The organism is Geobacillus sp. BK01 (genome assembly GCF_052220245.1).
Classification (GTDB): Bacteria; Bacillota; Bacilli; order Bacillales; family Anoxybacillaceae; genus Geobacillus.
The window spans coordinates 1-20,841 of record NZ_JBQPTH010000028.1 but is presented as its reverse complement, the minus strand read 5'-3'; the positions used below and the strand labels follow the sequence as shown (position 1 = coordinate 20,841).

General features: G+C 38.7%; 14 protein-coding genes and 4 pseudogenes. 13 read left to right on the top strand and 5 right to left on the bottom strand.

The window, feature by feature from the left end; translation table 11 throughout:
- The first annotated feature begins 9 nt into the window (after nucleotides 1-9).
- Nucleotides 10-216, top strand: a complete 207-nt coding sequence (locus tag ACTVDO_RS16185) for a hypothetical protein (protein ID WP_081157494.1) — start codon at nucleotides 10-12, stop codon at nucleotides 214-216.
- A gap of 203 nt (nucleotides 217-419) precedes the next feature.
- On the opposite strand, the gene ACTVDO_RS16180 is transcribed toward ACTVDO_RS16185, so the two are convergent.
- Both ACTVDO_RS16180 and ACTVDO_RS16175 read right to left on the bottom strand, forming a co-directional pair.
- Nucleotides 420-1,517 carry a hypothetical protein gene (locus tag ACTVDO_RS16180; protein WP_442901868.1) on the bottom strand — a complete coding sequence of 366 codons (1,098 nt, stop codon included), beginning with the start codon at nucleotides 1,515-1,517 and terminating at the stop codon, nucleotides 420-422.
- A gap of 86 nt (nucleotides 1,518-1,603) precedes the next feature.
- On the bottom strand, nucleotides 1,604-2,053 hold the full coding sequence (locus ACTVDO_RS16175) for a MarR family winged helix-turn-helix transcriptional regulator (protein ID WP_014195805.1): 450 nt from the start codon (nucleotides 2,051-2,053) through the stop codon (nucleotides 1,604-1,606).
- A 1,053-nt stretch (nucleotides 2,054-3,106) separates the two neighbouring features.
- Between ACTVDO_RS16175 and ACTVDO_RS16170 the strand changes: the two genes are divergently transcribed.
- From ACTVDO_RS16170 to ACTVDO_RS16160, 3 genes and pseudogenes are all read left to right on the top strand, one after another.
- Complete coding sequence (locus tag ACTVDO_RS16170) at nucleotides 3,107-4,699, top strand: Vga family ABC-F type ribosomal protection protein (RefSeq protein ID WP_442901873.1); 1,593 nt, start codon at nucleotides 3,107-3,109, stop codon at nucleotides 4,697-4,699.
- A gap of 763 nt (nucleotides 4,700-5,462) precedes the next feature.
- Nucleotides 5,463-5,693 (top strand): annotated as a pseudogene (locus ACTVDO_RS16165) (PCYCGC motif-containing (lipo)protein); the annotation flags it as partial.
- Nucleotides 5,694-5,829: 136 nt separating this feature from the next.
- Nucleotides 5,830-6,552: a ZIP family metal transporter gene (locus tag ACTVDO_RS16160; protein ID WP_062677327.1), complete on the top strand. Its 723-nt coding sequence runs from the start codon at nucleotides 5,830-5,832 to the stop codon at nucleotides 6,550-6,552.
- 211 nt (nucleotides 6,553-6,763) lie between these two features.
- Here the strand turns inward: ACTVDO_RS16160 and ACTVDO_RS16155 are convergent, their stop codons facing one another.
- Nucleotides 6,764-7,213: a hypothetical protein gene (locus ACTVDO_RS16155; RefSeq protein WP_015374825.1), complete on the bottom strand. Its 450-nt coding sequence runs from the start codon at nucleotides 7,211-7,213 to the stop codon at nucleotides 6,764-6,766.
- A gap of 183 nt (nucleotides 7,214-7,396) precedes the next feature.
- Nucleotides 7,397-8,049 (bottom strand): annotated as a pseudogene (locus tag ACTVDO_RS16150) (insertion element protein); the annotation flags it as partial.
- A 499-nt stretch (nucleotides 8,050-8,548) separates the two neighbouring features.
- Here ACTVDO_RS16150 and ACTVDO_RS16145 point away from each other — a divergent pair.
- The 7 genes and pseudogenes from ACTVDO_RS16145 to ACTVDO_RS16115 form a co-directional block, all read left to right on the top strand.
- Entirely contained in the window at nucleotides 8,549-8,674 is a 126-nt protein-coding gene (locus tag ACTVDO_RS16145) for a hypothetical protein (protein ID WP_256368158.1), read from the top strand.
- A gap of 220 nt (nucleotides 8,675-8,894) precedes the next feature.
- The gene (locus ACTVDO_RS16140) at nucleotides 8,895-9,203 is read left to right on the top strand and encodes an ArsR/SmtB family transcription factor (RefSeq protein ID WP_050367241.1); all 309 of its coding nucleotides are present in this window, start codon (nucleotides 8,895-8,897) and stop codon (nucleotides 9,201-9,203) included.
- Nucleotides 9,204-9,217: 14 nt separating this feature from the next.
- Nucleotides 9,218-10,162, top strand: a complete 945-nt coding sequence (locus ACTVDO_RS16135) for a cation diffusion facilitator family transporter (protein WP_442901867.1) — start codon at nucleotides 9,218-9,220, stop codon at nucleotides 10,160-10,162.
- A 308-nt stretch (nucleotides 10,163-10,470) separates the two neighbouring features.
- Nucleotides 10,471-11,625, top strand: a pseudogene (locus tag ACTVDO_RS16130) (Nramp family divalent metal transporter); the annotation flags it as partial.
- Nucleotides 11,626-11,850: 225 nt separating this feature from the next.
- The gene (locus ACTVDO_RS16125) at nucleotides 11,851-12,219 is read left to right on the top strand and encodes an ArsR/SmtB family transcription factor (RefSeq protein WP_050367243.1); all 369 of its coding nucleotides are present in this window, start codon (nucleotides 11,851-11,853) and stop codon (nucleotides 12,217-12,219) included.
- The gene (locus ACTVDO_RS16120) at nucleotides 12,212-14,350 is read left to right on the top strand and encodes a heavy metal translocating P-type ATPase (RefSeq protein WP_442901866.1); all 2,139 of its coding nucleotides are present in this window, start codon (nucleotides 12,212-12,214) and stop codon (nucleotides 14,348-14,350) included. The genes ACTVDO_RS16125 and ACTVDO_RS16120 overlap by 8 nt, the downstream gene beginning before the upstream one ends.
- 734 nt (nucleotides 14,351-15,084) lie before the next feature.
- Nucleotides 15,085-17,934 (top strand): annotated as a pseudogene (locus ACTVDO_RS16115) (type I restriction endonuclease subunit R); the annotation flags it as partial.
- A gap of 1,123 nt (nucleotides 17,935-19,057) precedes the next feature.
- Here ACTVDO_RS16115 and ACTVDO_RS16110 read toward each other — a convergent pair.
- Nucleotides 19,058-19,252: a hypothetical protein gene (locus tag ACTVDO_RS16110; protein ID WP_020755865.1), complete on the bottom strand. Its 195-nt coding sequence runs from the start codon at nucleotides 19,250-19,252 to the stop codon at nucleotides 19,058-19,060.
- Nucleotides 19,253-19,627: 375 nt separating this feature from the next.
- Here ACTVDO_RS16110 and ACTVDO_RS16105 point away from each other — a divergent pair, with 375 nt between their 5' ends.
- Together ACTVDO_RS16105 and ACTVDO_RS16100 are read left to right on the top strand one after the other, a co-directional pair.
- Nucleotides 19,628-19,933: a hypothetical protein gene (locus ACTVDO_RS16105; RefSeq protein WP_223810910.1), complete on the top strand. Its 306-nt coding sequence runs from the start codon at nucleotides 19,628-19,630 to the stop codon at nucleotides 19,931-19,933.
- An 88-nt stretch (nucleotides 19,934-20,021) separates the two neighbouring features.
- Nucleotides 20,022-20,351 (top strand): hypothetical protein, encoded by a 330-nt coding sequence (locus tag ACTVDO_RS16100; RefSeq protein ID WP_020755867.1) that lies wholly within the window; start codon nucleotides 20,022-20,024, stop codon nucleotides 20,349-20,351.
- Nucleotides 20,352-20,841 lie beyond the last annotated feature (490 nt).

Genomic DNA, 20,841 nt, shown 5'->3' with positions numbered 1-20,841 from the left:
CTCGTTGGGATGATGATGAACCTCATCCATAACTTGCAAACGGAGAAAGAACAGCGGCAGTGGCTCGAACAATATGTGCCGAAAGAACTGATCCAGTCGTTATGTCATCAGTCCGAGGCAGAGATGATGGCTATAGATCAAGAATGGGTTCACCTGATCCAAAAAACAAAGCAGTCGCCAGGCACTCCTGTGGGTCATCCAGAGGTGAAAACATGAATCGAACAGTATATGGTTGACGTTTGTTGGTTCCGATATGACGCAAACGCTTGGACAACTTGAACGTGTGGAGGAGATGGGGCGAGATGCCGAAGTGCTCAACTGGATGCCGTCTCCTTTCACAAAGAAAGAGGGACAATGGCTGTAGCAGGCCATGGAGCACTACATGATGAAAAAAGGTTAGTCGAATCAAAAAAATCGGCTCATCGCGGATTCGCGGAGCCGATTTCTTTATTCATGTGAAGCCACCGCTTGGTGTTTTCCAACAAGTTGTCATAAAAGCCATGGATGTCATCGACCGTAACATATAGCTTTCGCACCGTTTTTTTTCGGCCGAACAGTTCTGTCACTTCCACCGGCTGCTTCAAGCGGATTTCTAGTTTTGGTTCTTCTTCAAAAAAACTAGGCAACGTCACTGAATAAGCATCAGTTTCTTTTTTTCGTTTTTGTTTCGCGGTCACTTCCCTTGTGATCTGTTCAATGTTGGTGTATTCCACTTCGACAAAACTGCGGATGCCCAATTGGATATGGAGTTTATCAGGCGCCAACACGACCGGGGATAGGGTAATCGCTCGATAATCGGCAATAAGAAGGAGCAGGAAGTACACATCAAAAAACGTGACCACCCAAGCAGCGATTTCACTCCATCTCATCACTAAAATATGAACAGCAATAATTTCAATCAGCATCGCATGCACGAGCATTAAAAAGAAACCAAAATATTCCGTTTTCTCATGATAGGAATAGGTGGGATATGGCAATGACAATTGGCGTGTTTTTTTGCGATATGTTAAGTAATACAAAGCAGCGGCCTCTGTTGTGAGGAGGCGCAGCAAAAAGACCGGACGCTTGAACACGGCTTCAATGGTATGCACATAGGTGCTTAAAAAATAAAAATGGTTCGTTTTTTCAGCGCGAAAGGTGCGAATGAGTGCTCCGAGGTTTCGAACGATATACCAAGCGATCCATAATTCGATTAGAATGATCCCGCCTTCCATTACGAAAAAAACATATTTGATCACCTTGTATTGCTCACGAAGCGGAGCGGGAATGATCCAATACAAGATACCGAGCCCAGATGCAGCCACGCTCACGCATACTTTCCATGAATACTTCACCCGCCCAATGGTCATTCGGTAAACAACGGTTAAATAGAGTGGAAAAACGGTGACAAGCAACAATAGCACAGACGAATTTTCGAAAACATGAACATGTTTTCGTACCGTTACATAAAGAATGAACACAGCCAATACAGAAGCAGTGATAAACCGCATATAATGAACGCTCTGAGTTTGGTTCATAAAATGTTCCTCCTTAATAATTAAACAATCTTAATTATTAAATTTACTTAAATATTATGCAGATCCCTTCCTGAAAGAAGAAGGGATTACGACCGATGTTCTTTCATGATGAGATCATACAGTTTATCATTGATTTCCTTCAACTTCTCTAAGTCCTCTCGGCGAAGTTTCCCGTAATATTTCTCCATTAAATGCAATTCCACTTCATCCATTTTCTTATGATACGCTTGACCGGCTTGGCCTAGGCGCACGATAATTTCACGACGGTCAGCAGGATTGATGTCCCGGCGAACATAGGCTTTTTCCTCCATCTTTCGGACGAGCTGGCTGGCGGCGCTCGGAGTCATCGAAAAGGACTCAGCAATTTCATTGATCGTCATGGTTTGATGCCTCAATAACTCCAGCAACATCACTTGCTTTTGGGTTAAGTCTTGATACTCAGCGCCGAGCATCGCACGAATCTCTTGCAGCAAAAACGCGGTCACTGCATCGTTTTTTTCTTTAATGGCCAAATACAAAGCCTTGATATCGTCCATCTGACATCACCTTCGTTATGGTAAGGTTTTGTATTTATATTATAAAACAATCTAAATATTTAAGTGAAGTTAAATGTTTAGATTGTATGAGAAAAGAGGCGACGGCCCGCTTCTCAGTCAATCGGTTGCGAACGACAAATCATCACCGGTTGGTTAAGCAATTATGCCCATTTACCCTACAAGCAAACAAAAGAGGATCAAAACAATGTCCAACTAAGCAATGCTTTGCGCTAACGATCCGAATTTTGTAAGCTTGAATGAACGGAGTGAAAACATCCAAAGAACGTCATAAAAATGAAAATAAGGTGGCAACATGCCGCAAATTCACCGCTTTCTTGAGTCGGCGAAGCAAACTCTTTGTGTGACATACGTTGCACAATGTTATGTGCTGCTTTCATTTCCTTTTTCCGCGAATGGAATGCAACTTAGCGAACGGATGAGAATAGGATGGAAAAGAGGGCTCATAGAGGCTTGATCGGATGTTTAGCAATTAATTGGTTTTGTGTTGTTTTTCCCTTTCTTTACGATCAATGCAAGTCGATGTCCACCTAACGTAAATGATTTACACAACAGTCAGAAGAATCACCACACGTATTATTGTGACTCTTCTTGGACCCATTCAAATTCTCCCTCCTCTAAGTGCGGATCATTCGATTCGGGAAGTCATTCCGACGGGTTTGGCGGAGGAGATGGCAGCTGTTCGTAAGGAAGAACCGTTGGGCCCTTTTTATTTATGAATTGACAATTTTTGATATATTATATAGAATAAATTTAAATAATGCGAACGGAAGGGTGAATCCTCGAACATGAAGTGCTAATCCTATTTTGAAAAGACATTAATTGAAGGTGGTTTTTTTGCAGACAGATGAATGTGCTGCTTTCTTTGTGCTGCCTTCAATTAACGTTTTCAGAATAGGATTGCACGTTTATAGTGAGGTATACCCAAATGGAGTTAGTCTCTTTTTTTGGCGTCCTGCTATAGTTGTGCCTCCTATTCTGAAAATGGATAGGGGGCTTTTTTGTCCCCGTAAAATCAAAAATGGGGATGATCATATGATTCTTCTAGAAGCGTTCAATATCAAACATTATGTGAAAGACCGGTTATTACTTGATGTCGATCGATTGACCATTTATAAAAATGACCGCATCGGCTTAGTGGGGCGTAATGGCAGCGGCAAGACGACATTGTTAAACATATTGGCAGGAATGATTGCCCCAGAAAAGAGAAGAGTGGTTCGCCATGCTCGATGCGAATTGTTGCCACAGTTAAAGCAGATGGACACTGCGAAAAGCGGCGGAGAAGTGACACAAGCCTATATTCGCGATTTGATGACTAAAGACCCGGAGCTTTTGTTGGCGGACGAACCAACGACCCATTTAGATCAAGAGCATATCGAATGGCTAGAAAAGCAGTTACAGCAATGGAAGGGAGCGTTTATCCTCGTATCCCACGACCGGGCGTTTCTCGATGCGCTTTGCACCACCATCTGGGAAGTTCATGAAGGGAAGGTCAAAGAGTATAAAGGGCGTTACAGCGACTATGTGGAACAAAAAGAACAGGAACGCCGACAGCAACAGTTAGCTTATGAAAATTATGAAAAAAAGAAACAAGCGCTAGAGAGAGCATTGGAACTAAAAAAGCGAAAAGCGGAAAGAGCCACAAAAGTTTCCGGAAAGAAGGTGAGCCCATCGGAAGCGAAAATCACCGGGGCGAAGCCGTATTTTGCGAAAAAGCAAAAAAAGTTGCAAAAAGCAGCCAAAGCCATCGAAACAAGATTAGAGAAACTAGAAAAAGTGGAAAAAATAAAGGAACTGGCTCCCATCAAAATGAACTTGCCTAACGAGGATACGTTTAAAGATCGAATCATTATTCGAGCGCAAGAGGTCGCAGGCGTGATCGGCCAACGTGTTCTATGGAATAAAGCGAGCTTTCATGTACGTGGGGGCGAGAAGCTCGCGATTATCGGCCCGAATGGGAGCGGCAAAACTACTTTAGTGAAAAAGATCGTTGACCAAGAAGAAGGAATTATAGTTTCCCCAGCGGTGAAAATGGGGTATTTTAGCCAAAACTTAAATATTTTAGATGTTCATCAGTCGATTTTGGAGAATGTACGCTCCACATCGAAACAAGATGAAACGCTTATTCGCACCGTCTTGGCAAGGCTGCATTTCTTCCGAGATGATGTTTATAAACCCGTAGGAGTTTTAAGCGGCGGTGAGCGGGTAAAAGTCGCGCTTGCTAAATTATTCGTCAGTGATATCAATACGCTCATTTTAGATGAACCGACAAACTTCCTCGATATTGAAGCGATGAGCGCATTGGAATCGCTATTACAAGAATACGAAGGAACCGTCATTTTCGTATCCCATGACCGTCGGTTCATTGAGAATGTCGCTACACGTATATTGGTGATTTGCCATAAAGAAATTCAACTGTTTGACGGAACATATAAACAATATGAGCAGCAAAAACATCGCGATACGCGCAATACGACAGAAGACGAGCGGCTTTTACTCGAGACGAAAATAGCGGAGGTGCTGAGCCGCTTGAGCATTGAGCCAAACGAAGAGCTTGAACAGGAATTTCAGCGGCTTTTGGCGGAAAAACGAAAACTGGATTTCGGGGAAATTGATAAGTTTACATAATATAAAGTGAAGGATAAAAAAATGATAAAACAGTAAGTTAACTTAATAATAGTGTATAATCTTTGATAAATCGTATAAAAAAATGATAATTACCGCCAAAAAATTGGATAAGATTACTATGATAATAGCATATTCGTTCTTATTTGTCTAGTTGATCACAGCAGTTTGTCCAGAATTATAAAACAATTCCAGATACAACATCCTTCTAATTAGACTATTAGAAGGGGATTACAATGATATTGATCAATGGAATGGTGCAGTAGATTTCGTGTTTGTGTCTTTACCTACATCTAAATCGTTTGACATCATCCTTTTTAAAAAAGACATAATAGTTTGCATTGTTGGCGGATGAACCCACTTTCACGAACACGAACAACAGATGATTTCCTTTCCCTAACTGGAAGAAGAAGCGTTTATTATGCCAGAGTGGGGGAGCGATAACAATGTAAGGCGGATTTTAAAGGAAAATCAAGTGCCACCAAAGATCGAAATATGAAGTAGCTGAAAATCAAGCTGATCTTGGAATCAGTATACTTCCTGAAATGCTTTTGTTTCGTGTATCACACATTGTATTTTATTCATTTAGAAAGAGATCATTTATCGTACCATAGGGATTGCGGTAATATCTCTGAAAAACATCTCTTCAGCCGTCAAAAAATTTATTGATTGTGTTAAGTCAAGGTTAAGCAATCACTGTTTTTTTTATTTTAGAATTATAAAAAATATAACTATGTGCTAAATAATCAATATAACCAAACAAAAGAAGAGTGCAGGACATAAAAGTAGTATGAATTGCTTTGTCAAAAAAATCAATGAAGATGGTTCTGTTGTCTGGAATGACCACGGTACTCGTTGTGGCGTTTGCTTACAAATCGCCGCGGAATCCATTAAAATGAAACAAGAAGGTATGTCTATAAAGGAAATTCGCCACTACATTGACGAAAAGTACAAAGAAGGTTACGCAAAACCAACTAAAACTCCAATGCCTTTATAATAAACAAACCTCACTTTTCCGAAAACGAAGGCTTTACAATCCTCCCACGGTGGAGGATTTTTTGTTTTCTTAAGGCATATTTTATAAGTTTGGCAGATATAAAAGTAAAGACAACTTAGTACAAGGGGGATGATGGATGAACTCACTTTGGCTTTTAGGGTTTTCTGCTTCTGCTATTGGAATGTTATCTGGCGGAGTGATTGCTTGGTTGTTTAAAGGCTGGCAAAAAGGAACGCCAACCATTTTTTCAGTATGTAGTGGTATGATATTTGGACTGGTCGCGATGGAAATTTTGCCTGAAAGCATAGAAATTGGAGGTTGGTTTATTGCTATTGTCGGATTGATTTTTGGTTATTTTATTTATAAGCATCTAGAAAAGGTTTCCCATCATGTGATCATTATTACCAATGACGCTAAAAAAGACTTATTTGTACATTCTGGTCTATTTTTAACATTCAGTATTGCCCTACACAATTTTCCAACAGGCATCGCACTTGGAGCCAATACTCACGATTCATTGACTAAACCAATGATGACTGCGATCATGCTTCACAATATTCCAGAAGGGATTGCTGTTTTTACTCCCTTGCTGATGGCTGGGTTTGGAATTTTCAGCATCATACTTGGGGCAACCATAGCCTCCGCCCCCATAGGAGTTGGAGCCTTCATCGGAAGTAATTATGGGATGGGTGTCCCTTGGCTAGTAGCAATGATTATCGCATTGGCGATGGGGGTAATGCTTTCCGTGACGGGAAAAGAAATTTTTGGAACAGCTTTACGCACATCTACCAAAATATACTGCGTTATCATGGCTGTAATCGGTTTTGTATTGGTTTCATTTTACTTGTTTTTTCTATAAAAGACTTTACTAAAAAGGTGCATGTTAAGTTAACGGGTTCGGTTCAGAAGTACAAAATCAAGAAAAACAGTACAAATAACAGCGTAATTAGCACAAAATTCGAACCAAATTTAACAAAGTAAAAAGCACATTAAAACGCTTGGGTTTATTCCAAGCGTTTTAAACTAAAATTATATTGACTTGTTCAATTAAGACTGTTACTAAAAGGTTACTACCGTACTTCAATTACAAAGGCATAACTTGAATCTCCCTTTTCCCATCTCGCTGAAACATCATACACATATACACCTTTTTCTTTTGGTAATAGTATCACATTATCATTTATTGGAACATTTTCTGTTTTTTCATTTGTAAGCCATCTATTTACTACTAATGTATTTTCTTTAGGCTCATCTTTGAATTCTATTTTCAATTGGGAATCTGGTGGTACAATCACAGGTTTTAGTTCTTGATTTTTAATGAGTTCTGGCGGAGAACTTGTATCGGCACAAACAGAATTAAGTAATCCATTCCAACAATACGAACCTTGTGCCACTTCTACCTTTTTTTCTCCAACAGTTATGATTGGTAAAGGTGGTTTAGCACTAAATAGTCCAGTAACAAAATCCCCCCCAATGCCTAACGCAATTAATACTAATAATGTAATTAAAAACTTTTTCATACACTTCCCCCTCGTGGGTTAATTTTCCCTTTGCTAATTTTCTGAGTAATCTATATATTCAGTTTAACATAAAATACCAAAATCATTAAAAAGGATTTAGTCAAAAAATATTGATATTTCAGCAAAAAATAAAAAACAAATCGTATACTGATTTGGTCCTATAAAATATCAAATCCCTTAAGGTTATTGCATATAGATTATTTCTTTTAAATCAAATTGTTTTTTTGCAATGCCTAATCGTTGAGCAGGTGTTCCTACTGTCTCCTTTGTTTTGTATGCTAAACAAAAATTGTAGTAAGTCCGAAGTATGGTAAGAGCCATTTGAGCATACTTTGAGTTAAAGTTTGAATAGATATAGCTTTTTCCGTCACCACGAGCTGTTATCAATGGTCTTTCTAAAATAGATAGCCGTCTTCGAATGTGCTGGATAAAGGTATTTGTGGCGTTGTCATTCACGATTAGCAATGTCCTTTGGTTCGAATGATGAAAGATTGGTTGTACAATCAATTCATCGAAATCCTCTGTCAATTGTCGCAAGTGGATGTTCAATCGAATTATCAGCGTATTCATAATGACTGCTGCCACCTGAAATGACTTTCTTATGAAATTGGTGTGTATGAAATAATTCTTCCAGTTTCAGAAAAGCCAATTTCTGCAAAGAACTTGTAATCATAACCAAAGTTAATTCCCCAGTTGATTAAATCCACTCCTGCTTGAATAAATTCCTCACGAGCTTGTTTCCGAGATTTTGTTTTATCCGTTTGACAAAGAAAATGGTGGGCATTAGATAAGTGAATTTCTTTGGCAAATACACGATAAAGGGAAGTCATCAATGAATTTATGTCCAATTAGCATCAATTTTAACACATATTTGGAATACTGTCTGTTGGTCAGCAGTCACTTGCTAATTATAATGCGATTAATGGTGATAAATTCAATAAAACATTGATATATCAACAAATAAAAGGAGTCCAATTCATATGCGAATTGAACTCCTTTTTGTATTACTTTTTTCAATTTTATACTCAACAACCGAACCCGTTATGTTAAATTGTGCCTTTTTGTATGTTATCCCAAAGAATAATCTAGCGGATGTGTAGAGAAAATAATCCAAAAAATGGTTCTTTCGGGAGTTTTTTATCAAAAACGATGTTATTTCATCAGAACTCAAGACATCGCTAAAAGTATGAAAGCGGATGTGACACAATTAAAATGTGAAGATGATATGGTATACAGAACGTAACAAGAAGGATGCTAAAAATGAAATCGAAAACGAGCAATAAAAAGTGGTCATTTTGAATCGATCGATAAACTGCATTCATACGGAGGTTTCTAATGAACAGGGATAAAGACAAGAAAGAAACTGAGAAAAAAGAGGAACAAACACAACAAACAAGTAATGAGGATAACGTCATACGGGAACTTGAAGAAGAATTTACAAAAGATGTGCTGATATTTTAAAGGACAGCTCACTGCTGTCCTTTTTATACCCTTAAATCGGCATGTTGCAAGTCTGATTTTTCCACCTGAACGGTTGTCATCATCCCCCCTCATTTATTATCTAAATCCCTCATTTTCATGAAAAAACATTTCCTAAACTTGACAAAAAACTGAATGTAAAATATGATACATACATATGAATATATGCTCATATATAATAAATAAAGTGAGGGAAATCATCATGAAGACCGAAGACCATTCTTTCCTAAAATCTGAAACCATTGAAAATGTATCGCGCATATTTAAAGTATTAGCCGATCCAACACGAATCAAAATTCTTTATTTGTTATCGCAAGAAGAGTGCAATGTCAATCACATTGCAGAAGTGTTGGAAATGTCACAATCAGCCGTTTCCCACCAACTTAGTATGTTGCGAAATCTGAGACTGGTTAAGTATCGCCGTGAAGGAAAAACACTGTTTTACTCCTGCGATGACGAACACGTTATTTCATTATTAAAACAAGCCATTGACCATGCTGAACATCATTAAGGAGGCGTTTTATCATGCATCATCACCACCATCATTCTCACGACCACCATGGTCATCACCATCACCACGGACACCATCATGGTCACAGTAGAGAAGGGAATAAAAAAGGGCTTACGATTGCACTTCTCATTACCACTGGAATTATGTTATTGGAGTTTTTTGGAGGTTTAATCACAAACAGTCTAGCTCTTCTTTCTGACTCTGGTCATATGCTTAGTGATGCCAGTTCACTTGTTCTTAGTCTAGTTGCTATTTGGTTTGCCACCAAACCAGCTTCCCCCAATAAAACGTATGGCTTTTATCGTTTTGAAATTTTAGCCGCTTTATTTAATGGAGTTACCTTGTTTGTAATCGCTGGATTTATTATTTGGGAAGCAATTGAACGTTTTTACAACCCACCAACGGTAGCTAGCGGCTCTATGATGCTGATTGCGTCCATTGGTCTTTTTGCCAATCTTTTAAGTGCTTGGGCGTTAATGAGAAAAGGGGATGTGAAAAATAATGTCAATCTTCGTAGTGCCTATCTTCATGTGATCGGTGATGCTCTGGGTTCCGTAGGCGCTATCGTTGCTGGGCTTGTCATGTGGATCTTTGGTTGGTATGTGGCAGATCCCATTATTTCCGTTTTGGTTGCTTTATTAATCTTGAAAGGCGCTTGGGGAGTTGTTAAACATACGGTTCACATTTTGATGGAAGGAACGCCCATTACCATTGACCTAAATGAAGTGAAAAAAGTCTTAGAAAGTATTGACGGAGTTATTAATGTTCACGACCTCCATATTTGGACGATTACATCAGGGCTGGATTCATTAAGTTGCCATATTTTAATTGAAGATCATCAAGACAGCCAAAAGGTTTTACAAGAAGCGATCCATTTTATTGAGGAACACTTTAAAATTCAGCATACAACCATTCAAATTGAGACTTCTCAAATTCATCACGAGGACATGAAAATCTAACGAAAAGTATAATCAATATAGAGCAAGATCAGTCATTGTTCATATTTTAGCAAACTTAAACTAATAAACGATAAAAGTTTTCCTTGACTAAAAAATTTTCTGATGTACAATTTATTTAGGCAACATTTTCTTTGCTCTTACATATATCTAATTCTAAATGTAGGAGCAATTTTTTTAGCCTAAAAGTTTCCTTAATGCAAAATATTTAGTGAAAACCAATCATGAGGTGAGCATCATGAGTGAAAATATAAAAAAGCTGTCGTTAGCAGATAAAGAAGGTTGGAGAAATAAACGGACACAACCAACCTGATATCGCGGGAGGTTCCCAGTTCGGATACACGTTACTTTCCGTTATTTTGCTTTCCAATTTAATGGCAATATTGCTTCAAGCATTGGCTGGCAAGTTGGGAATTGTAACGGGAAGGGATTTAGCACAAGCCTGTCGAGATCATTACAGCAAACCAGTGGCGATATTCTTATGGATTTTATGTGAATTAATGATAGCAGCTTGTGATCTAGCCGAAGTGATCGGTTCGGCAATCGCTTTGAAATTGTTGTTTGGCATTCCGTTAATATATGGAGTGATTATTACAGCTCTGGATGTACTGGTCGTATTGCTACTGCAGAATAAAGGTTTTCGTTATATTGAAACGTTGGTGATTGTTTTAATTCTAACCATTGGTGCTTGCTTTGCGACTGAAATCTTTCTTTCTAAACCAGATGTAGGTGGCATATTGAAGGGATTTGTTCCAAGCAAAGAGATTATTAACAATCCATCCATGCTCTATATTGCAATCGGGATTTTAGGTGCAACCGTAATGCCTCATAATCTTTATCTGCATTCTTCCATTGTGCAGACACGTCAATACGAACAAACCAGCTCGGGTAAACGACAAGCGATCAAATATGCTACTTGGGATTCAACGATTGCCCTATTCTTCGCTTTATTTATTAATGCAGCGATCCTTATTGTTTCTTCTGCTACGTTCCATAAAGCAGGAATGAAAGATGTTGCGGAGATTGAAGATGCTTATCACTTGCTCTCTCCACTGCTTGGAACAACACTTGGAAGTATTTTATTTGGAGTTGCTTTGTTGGCTTCTGGTCAAAACTCCACATTAACGGGAACCTTAGCTGGTCAAATTGTGATGGAAGGTTTTCTAAATATTCGCCTTCCTGCTTGGTTAAGAAGACTGATAACTCGATTGATTGCCATTGTCCCAGCCGTTGTTGTAACTGCTCTTTATGGCGAAAGCGGAACGGCTCAATTACTTATTTTGAGCCAAGTGATTCTTTCTTTACAGCTCTCTTTTGCGGTAGTGCCTCTCGTTCAATTCACTAGCGATAAAAAGAAAATGGGTGAGTTCGCAAATCCATTATGGTTGAAAGTTCTTGCTTGGATGGTAGCGGTTGTGATTATCAGCTTAAACGCATATTTATTGTTCCAAACATTCTTTGGTTAAGGAATAATAAACCTCATTATCTTTTTGCGGATAATGAGGTTTATTGTTTTTATCTAATAGAATTTTTTGATGTAGCTAATTAAATGAATCGCACGGTAAATATTGGGTTGATTTTTTTAAATTCCATTCTTTTTTTGTTTTTAATTCAAATAAATATTTGAATAATAAAAGAAATGGGGTATAATATATTCAAACGGAAATTTGAATATGAAAGAGGGATAATGAATGAGTAAGAAAGATACATGTGAAATTTATTGTTATAACGAAGAAAAAGTCAATCGAATACATGGTGAATTGCAAAAAGAAGATATATCTAGTGTTGTCCAGTTGTTTAAAGCACTGGCAGATGAAAATAGGGCAAAAATTGTCTATTCACTTTGCCAAGATGAAGAGTTATGTGTATGTGATATTGCTAATATCATCGGGGCTTCTGTTGCAACAACTTCCCATCATTTACGCACCCTTTATAAACAAGGGATTGTAAAGTATCGAAAAGAAGGAAAGCTAGCATTTTATTCGCTGGATGATGACCATATTAAGCAGTTAATCATGATTGCGTTAGCACATGAGAAAGAGGTGAAAGTCCGTGTCTGAACAACAAGCAAAATTATCTGAGAAAGAAATGAAAACCTACCGTGTTCAAGGATTTACTTGTGCAAACTGTGCAGCAAAGTTTGAAAATAACGTAAAAGCATTGCCCGGTGTTCAGGATGCTAAAGTAAACTTTGGAGCGTCTAAAATTACCATTTGGGGTACAACAACCATCGAAGAATTAGAAAAAGCAGGGGCTTTTGAAAATTTGAAGATTCGGGAAGATAAAGAAAAAGCAGTCAAGCGTGAACCTTTTTGGAAGCAAAAAGAGAACATCAAAGTGTATATTTCCGCTGTTTTGCTTGTGATTAGTTGGTTTTTAGGGAAGCAATACGGAGAAGAGCATTTCTTTGCGACGATTGGGTATGCTGCAGCGATTTTAATTGGTGGATATTCGCTATTTATTAAAGGGTTCAAGAACCTAGTTCGATTGAATTTTGATATGAATACGCTGATGACAGTGGCGGTTTTAGGAGCTGCAGCGATTGGTGAATGGGGAGAAGGTGCAACCGTTGTCATCCTTTTTGCTATTAGTGAAGCCTTAGAGCGTTATTCCATGGATAAAGCTCGTCAATCCATTGAATCGTTGATGGATATTGCTCCAAAAGAAGCATTAATTCGTCGAGGAAATGAAGAAATGATGGTCCCTGTTGACGATATTCAAGTCGGGGATATTATGATCGTAAAGCCTGGTCAGAAATTAGCGATGGATGGAATCATCATCAAGGGTATATCTACATTAAATCAGGCTGCCATTACAGGGGAAAGTGTTCCCGTAGCGAAAACAGTTGGTGATGAAGTTTTTGCAGGAACATTGAATGAAGAAGGTTTATTGGAAGTAAAAGTGACAAAACGAGTGGAAGATACAACCCTTTCGAAAATCATCCATTTAGTGGAAGAAGCTCAAGCAGAACGAGCGCCTTCTCAAGCATTTGTGGATCGTTTTGCCAAATACTATACACCAGCCATTATCATTTTTGCTCTTTTACTAGCCGTTATTCCGCCATTATTTATGGGTGCTGATTGGAGCGAATGGATTTATCGGGGTCTAGCTGTATTAGTAGTTGGTTGTCCGTGTGCGCTGGTCATTTCCACTCCTGTTGCGATTGTAACCGCCATTGGAAATGCAGCGAAAAACGGGGTGTTAATTAAAGGTGGCATCTATTTAGAAGAAGCAGGATCTCTAAAAGTCATCGCTTTTGATAAAACAGGAACATTAACAAAAGGTGTTCCTTCCGTCACCGATGTGGTCACTTATAATGGCGATGAAAATGAACTAATGACCATTACAGCAGCCATTGAAAAAGGCTCACAACATCCACTTGCTTCCGCCATTATAAGAAAAGCAGAAGAAGAAGGATTGAATTTTAATGATTTATCTGTTGAAGAATTCCAATCCATTACAGGTAAAGGTGTCAAAGCAAGAGTAAACAACGAAATGTATTATGTTGGAAGTCCAGGTCTTTTTGAAGAACTTCTTCCAAATGGCATCCAATCAGAAATAAAAGAACAAATGACAACCCTTCAAACACAAGGGAAAACGGTCATGGCGTTAGGAACGGAAAAAGAAATTCTGGCGTTAATTGCCGTGGCAGACGAAATAAGAGAATCATCCAAAGAGGTTATTCGAAAACTTCATCAAGTCGGTATTGAAAAAACGGTAATGTTGACAGGGGATAACCAAAGAACAGCCGAAGCCATCGGAAAACAAGTCGGCGTTTCCGATATTAAAGCCGATTTACTTCCAGAAGATAAACTGAATTTCATCAAAGAGCTTCGTGACAAGCATCAAAGCGTGGCGATGGTTGGAGATGGTGTGAACGATGCACCAGCTCTTGCAGCTTCAACCGTTGGTGTGGCGATGGGCGGTGCTGGAACCGATACAGCCCTAGAAACAGCCGATATTGTCTTAATGTCTGATGATTTAAGCAAATTGCCATATACGATTAAATTGAGCCGCAAAGCTTTAGCGATTATTAAGCAAAACATTACTTTCTCTTTAGGGATTAAGGCATTGGCATTACTGTTAATTGTGCCTGGTTGGTTAACGCTATGGTTAGCGATATTTGCCGATATGGGAGCAACATTAATCGTAACATTAAACAGCATGCGATTGCTAAAAGTTAAAGAATAAACTTTGTGTTCAAAAAATGTAAGGGATGCCATTTGGTTATCCTTTTTTCATGATAAAGATATTTCTTTAATCAACTCCCATGGAAGAACGAATGAACTTCCATCATCTGTGATGTCGCGAAGCGATGCATGGGTGGCTAACGGGAGTCAATAGTAACATAATAAGATAAGAATTTTTGTTATTTTGACAATAAAAATGACAATGACAAAAAGCTCGGCTATTTGCCGAGCTTTCCAGTCTGAGATAATCTTATTATCATCTTTTACTTTGATAAAAATATAAAAAGGTTCTTCACCATTTTTTGTGAAAAACGCTCAATTCATTTCTCTATTCGTTGTATAATCTAGACTAACATCAGAGAGAGAGGGAAGATCGGTTTTCATCGTTTGAGAATGCAAAAGAAACCGATGCTAATACGATTGGAGGAGATCGGGCGCTTTCCGTTCACTGATCTCGATTCCCTCCTGTTGATGCCAATACATTCGAGCTTGGAACAGGGAGGGAGCAACCATACCAGAGCGCCAAATCGGCGCATAGCCGCTGAAGCGACTGACCCCCAAGCGAACCATCTCCCTATGCACATAGCGTCAGGAAGGCTTTAGCAGTTAAGGAATGCTGCCGTTGAATGAGTCCTACTTCTCGTTCCAGAAGGGTCAGTTCTTTGGCGGAAGGGGGTTGACGAATTTTTGATCCATGCCTTTACGTAATTTGATAGGTAATGGAATAAAATCTCCTTAACGGCGCCGGATAGGGTAAAACTGATCAACCGAAATATGCATTTTCACCAAATGTTGACAAAAGGACTTGAATTTTCTTATGAGGTAAACGATGAAACGTACACGTCTCATGTCTTCCCAATCGATTGGGAACATCCAAAGAACAACGATTTTTTAGTGGTCAATCAATTGCCGATTGAAGGGCGTATGTCCCGTAGACCAGATATCGTTATATACATTAATGGTTTGCTGCTGATTGTATTTGAGTTGAAAAATCCGAACAACGAGCAGGCGACTGTTTATGATGCATATACCCAAATTCAAAACTATACATATGATATCTCGCAATTATTTAACTACAACGCTTTTGTTGTCATTTCCGATAATGTGGAAACAAAGCATGGGATGCCGTTTGCCGATTACGATTTCTTTGCTTCATGGAAATCGATTGATGGGCGAAGTGTCGATAACAACCGCGCCAATACGATGCGCACGTTGATTGAAGGATTATTTCCAAAAGATCGCCTGCTAAATTATATTCGTAATTTTATTGTCTTTTTGGAGGAAGGAAGCAAAATTACAAAAATTGGTGCGAAATATCATCAGTTTTTTGGCGTAAACTTCGCTGTCAATGAAGCAATCCGTGCAACGCGTCCGGATGGGGATCGGAAAATCGGGGTAATGTATCATACAACGGGTTCGGGCAAATCGCTAAGCATGTTATTTTTCGCAGGAATTTTATCGCGCCATCCTGAAATGGAAAACCCATCTATTGTCATTCAAGTGGATCGCAATGACTTAGACGGACAGTTGCATGATACGTTTGTGCAAGGGAAATCATACATCGGTCATGTGCATCGCGCGGAAAATACCGAACAGCTGCGGACATTACTGAGAGGGGAAGCAGGGCAAATTATTTTCTCCACTATTGAAAAATTCCGTAAAAAAGAAGGAGAAAACCGACACCCTGTTTTATCGGAGAGACGAAACATTGTTGTGATTGCCGATGAAGCACATCGTACCCAAGCCGGTTTTGCGGGCGGATTTGCCGCTCAGTTGCGTTATGCTTTACCGAACGCTTCCTATATTAGATTTACAGGAACCCCGGTCGATTTTGTTGATAACAATACAGAAGAAATTTTCGGACATATTATCCACCGCTACGATATGGCTCAGGCGGTCGAAGACAAAGCGACATTGCCAATTTACTATGAGAGCCGTCTAATTCCGCTTGATTTATCTACTGAGGACATTGATGAAAAATACAGAGAAATTATCGAAGAAGCAGGGGGAGACGATAAAGAGTCAGAGAGCTATAAAAGAAAATGGGCCGCTCTGGAAAAAGTCGTCGGTACTCCAAAACGGCTCCGTCGTTTAGCCAAAGATATCGTATCACATTTTAACCAAGTCGCCAATCCATTTCAAAAAGCCATGATTGTCTGCATGAGCCGGCGAATTGCGGTTGATTTGTATAATTATCTAAGAGAGATTCCAGAATGCCCTCCTGTTGAAGTGATTATGACAGGAGATGTATCAAAGGATCCTAAAGAGTGGCGAGAGGTTCAGCCGGGAAGCAAATATGCGCATATTAAGTCGAAAAAAGAGCAAGAAGAAGTGAAAGCCAAACTTCGTGACCCAGAAGACCCTTTGAAATTTGTCATTGTCGTCGATATGTGGTTAACAGGAATGGACGCTAAACCGCTTTCCTATCTTTATGTCGATAAGCCAATGAGGGGACACAATCTTATGCAAGCCATTGCCCGTGTAAACCGAGTGTTTCCAGGAAAAGAAGGCGGTGTAGTCGTTGATTATATTGGCATTGCCACTTCTCTGAAAGAAGCAACTCATAAATATACGCAAAGCGGCGGAACGGGAAGTCCTACTTATGATATTTCAGAGGCCGTTAACATCTTTATGAATCATCTGGAGACAGTAAGGGGATTTATTCCAAGTGAGATTGATGTTCAAAACTGGCGGGCAAAACCAAAGATAGAGCGCGAAGACTTCATTGCAGATCTTGTTAACATGCTTTTAAATCGAGATCCCGAGGAATATATCCAAGCAGCTACCAAACTAGAAAAATCGTATCAGTTGGTGAAACATCAGCCGGAAGTGCTTGAACTTGCAGATGAGGTTATGCTTTATTTAATGATGAAAGCACAACTTCGCAAACATTTGCGGCCACCAATTGAAAAACCGAGTGAAAATAAAACATTAGAAGAGCGATTATCAGAACTTATTGACAATAGTCTATTAGCGAAAGAAACTGTTGACATTTTCCAAATAGCAGGAATTGAACGCCCAGATATCAGCATATTGGACGAAGCGTTCTTAGCAGATTTAACGAAAAAAGAGCATGTAGACTTGCGCTTAAAGTTGCTGAAAAAACTTTTAGAGGACCAAATTAAAGTGACATTTAGCCAAGGAAGCCCACAGTCAAAGGCGTTAAGCGAACTTCTAGAGAAAACGTTAAGGGATTATCATAATCGTGTCATTCAGGCTGCTGATGTGATCCGGGTTATGATTAACATGCGCAAAGAAATGGAAGAAGAAATGCGCAAGCGGCACGACTTGGGATTGTCAGAGGAAGAAATTGAGTTTTACAAGGCGATCACTGCTATGGGGCAGGAAGCGTTCTCAAACGAGTTTCTTGCTAGTCTAATCCATAAGGTGGTCAAAGCTTTAAAGAAACAATTAGCCGTAGACTGGACAAGTCCTTACCGCCGAGATGTCTACGCCAAGGTCAAATTAGCTGTCAAGCAAGTACTCATCAGAGAAAAAATTACCGGCCAACAATTGCAATTCTTAACAAACAAATTCATGGAACAAGCCGAACAGCAATATAAAGACTGGCCGATGAATGCGTGACAACGAGAACAGATGTCTCTTATAGGGGCATCTGTTTTTGTATAAATCGTTATGAAGGGAGAAGAAATGCATGCGAGTAGGATTAGACAGAGAAATTATTAAAAGTCTTACAAGGACAGTAGAGTCGTTTTCACCATTGAGTGAAATGCTTCGGGAGTAGACAGAATTAATAACGAGAATAAATCTTGGCTCAAACATAAGCCGACATTTCAATTCGGTATTTTATCAACCTGAACTATCGATTGCCTTTAATACATTAGCCTCGAGATTGAGGGAAACACAATTACATATACAATCCATTGCTCCATTCTTAGAATCAATTAGTACGTTAAGGAACAGTTTTGCTGGTGCAACTGATTCTATGCAAACTGTTTTAGATAGTGTTAAACAATTAAGTTTATCATTAAGCAAACTCTACACTAGTATCGATAGTCCGATTGCAGAACTCCAAAGAACAATTAATTAAACATTAGAATTATATAAAGTTAACCTGTCACCGACGATAAAAGCATTAGAACAATGGCAGGTTCAATTTAAAGAATTGCAAAAAATAAATTTTCCAAAGGTTGGCCCGAGTTCGACACTTACTAGGCAAACAAATTGCTCACCAGCCCTTGATACATAAGGGTTGATGAGCGATTAGGCATACTTCACGCGTGTATCTATGAGTGATGCTGGATATGTAGGATTCTTAGAAGCAGATCCAACGCCTACAGCCACAAAGTTTTGGCGATGCTTTAAAGTGAGTTTCGCATGCTGATTTATATGTTCTTACGTTATAACTCATAAACCCCGATATTAAAAGGACTAATTTACGAAGCGTGTGCCTACGAAAATCAACGTATTTTCTAGTGTATAGACCTTAAATCCTTTGATATAAAAGGCTTTTTCTAAATTGTGCTTGCCTAAAATTGGACTTCAAACTGTCGAACTCGGAGTACAGAAAATATGTAAAAATCGCTTTTCGGTACGGAATTTTTGTAAAAAAGAAGGGCCTGGTACGGAAAATATGTAAAAAGCCCCTTTCGGTACGGAAATTTTGTAAAAAACTCCTTTCTGGTACGGGATTTTTGTAAAAAAAGAGGGGTCTGGTACGGAAAATGTGTAAAAAACCACTTTCCACCTATTCCTCCCGCTCCCATTCCTGTTTGCAATCCGGACATTGCCATTTGATTACACGATCTTTTTCCAAACTGGAAATGCCAATTTTTCTGCTAAAGTGGGTGGCATTGCCATAATGCTTTTGCAGTTCTTTTGGAATCGGATCTCCTTGCAAATTAGCGCCGCAGTAGGGGCAGAATTCTTTGCTATTCTCCATTTTCCTCTTCTCCTTTCTTATCTGGTCTATTTATTCGATTATATTTTTCTCTTGGGTGTATTCGTACTTCTTCCCGTTTCCTTTTCATTTCATTACCAAATATACGGATGAGCGGAATAATAAGTTTCTTTTGCTTGCCTGTATTTGAATTCTCTATCTGGGCGGCCATTATTTTATCTACCCAGTCTTCACTTTTTGTTGAGTAGATTTGTTATTTTACAGGGAGAAATTCGATGAAATGGGTTAAAAAGGGGCAAAGTGTAAGATAGAATAATAATAGATAATCGATTTTATTTTCTTTTCCTTATTATAAATTAATATAACAGAAGGCCTTTTTGGTCCAGAGAAATGGTGAAAAATCATCGGCAAGGATGTATGACGAAAACAGTCGTTGGCATTCTTGCCGATGTTTTTTATTTATCAACATTTTTGATGGAGGGATTATTTATGAATCAGTATTATGTCGTTCTTAGAACAAAAGAGAAAGATGAATTAATGGATGTCGTGGGGGCTTTGTCATTAGAGGAAGCATGGGCAATTGCCAGAATACGTTATGAAGAAAGAATGCGTGAGGGAGATAGTCTGTTTGTTTTTCCAGCGATAGGACCTCTTGCATTTGATGAGAATAATCGATTTGTTAGCAACAGCGGAGGGAATATGAAAATTATGATGAAGTTCTAAAGAAAACAAAGATGACTCCCGTTGAAGTGCAGTTCAACGGGAGTCATTTTTTTTCGTTTCCTTTCATGGTACCGAACAATAGATCCCCATGGCCATCGAATCAAATTTACATCTTCTTCATCATGATTGCATCGCATTTGCCACTGTTAGACGTAACGACTCATCTTATCGATGTTTAGAACAGATTTTATCAAAAACGGATCAATCAGTCCGATTTGCATTAAAACCGAAAGTTGAAACAGAAGATATTCAACTATTACAAAATGATCATCCGTTATATAAATTAGCTTTGGAACTTGGGGGTACAGAAACGCAAAAAGCCACTATACCGGTGGCAATAGTAAAAGCAAATGTTCTGGAACGTATCCAAATAGAATTAGACCAAATTAATGTTGTAGATGGAACAGGCGAGAATTAGAACAGTCACTTATTCTTTTAGGTAAGCGAGAATCTGATGATTGGATAGAAATAGACCTCTATCTTTTATTTAATGGGGATTTTGAATATATAAGTACAGGTATAGAAGACCCTTCGTTTAAACGTGAAACGATCATACACGCATGAAAAATCCTGTAGGGTGTACAGTTAAAACATGATGAATGCTTGAACAAAAAGTGTATTTATTTGCGGAAATCTATAGTTTTCATTAGCTTGGTATGGGATTTATGTAAAAACTATTATTTTGGTACGGGAATTTTGTAAAAGCTCAGTACGGGATTTAAGTAAAAACTGTGGTCTCAGTGCGGAATTTTTGTAAAACGTTCCTCGGTACGGGATTTATGTGAGCATTTTGCATATTTTTTGACCCAAGAGCCATAAGGATTTCAAAGACACAAAAAAGGACTTCACCCCTAAAATGTAGAATTTTTGAAGTGACGAAACCACAAAAATTCAAAAGGAGCATTCCT

What these genes read in the sequence shown, in the direction of transcription:
- ACTVDO_RS16185 (WP_081157494.1), top strand. Translation starts at nt 10, where the DNA reads ATGATGATGAACCTCATCCATAACTTGCAAACGGAGAAAGAACAGCGG.
- ACTVDO_RS16180 (WP_442901868.1), bottom strand. Translation starts at nt 1,517, where the DNA reads ATGAACCAAACTCAGAGCGTTCATTATATGCGGTTTATCACTGCTTCT.
- ACTVDO_RS16175 (WP_014195805.1), bottom strand. Translation starts at nt 2,053, where the DNA reads ATGGACGATATCAAGGCTTTGTATTTGGCCATTAAAGAAAAAAACGAT.
- ACTVDO_RS16170 (WP_442901873.1), top strand. Translation starts at nt 3,107, where the DNA reads ATGATTCTTCTAGAAGCGTTCAATATCAAACATTATGTGAAAGACCGG.
- ACTVDO_RS16160 (WP_062677327.1), top strand. Translation starts at nt 5,830, where the DNA reads ATGAACTCACTTTGGCTTTTAGGGTTTTCTGCTTCTGCTATTGGAATG.
- ACTVDO_RS16155 (WP_015374825.1), bottom strand. Translation starts at nt 7,213, where the DNA reads ATGAAAAAGTTTTTAATTACATTATTAGTATTAATTGCGTTAGGCATT.
- ACTVDO_RS16145 (WP_256368158.1), top strand. Translation starts at nt 8,549, where the DNA reads ATGAACAGGGATAAAGACAAGAAAGAAACTGAGAAAAAAGAGGAACAA.
- ACTVDO_RS16140 (WP_050367241.1), top strand. Translation starts at nt 8,895, where the DNA reads ATGAAGACCGAAGACCATTCTTTCCTAAAATCTGAAACCATTGAAAAT.
- ACTVDO_RS16135 (WP_442901867.1), top strand. Translation starts at nt 9,218, where the DNA reads ATGCATCATCACCACCATCATTCTCACGACCACCATGGTCATCACCAT.
- ACTVDO_RS16125 (WP_050367243.1), top strand. Translation starts at nt 11,851, where the DNA reads ATGAGTAAGAAAGATACATGTGAAATTTATTGTTATAACGAAGAAAAA.
- ACTVDO_RS16110 (WP_020755865.1), bottom strand. Translation starts at nt 19,252, where the DNA reads ATGGAGAATAGCAAAGAATTCTGCCCCTACTGCGGCGCTAATTTGCAA.
- ACTVDO_RS16105 (WP_223810910.1), top strand. Translation starts at nt 19,628, where the DNA reads ATGACGAAAACAGTCGTTGGCATTCTTGCCGATGTTTTTTATTTATCA.
- ACTVDO_RS16100 (WP_020755867.1), top strand. Translation starts at nt 20,022, where the DNA reads ATGGCCATCGAATCAAATTTACATCTTCTTCATCATGATTGCATCGCA.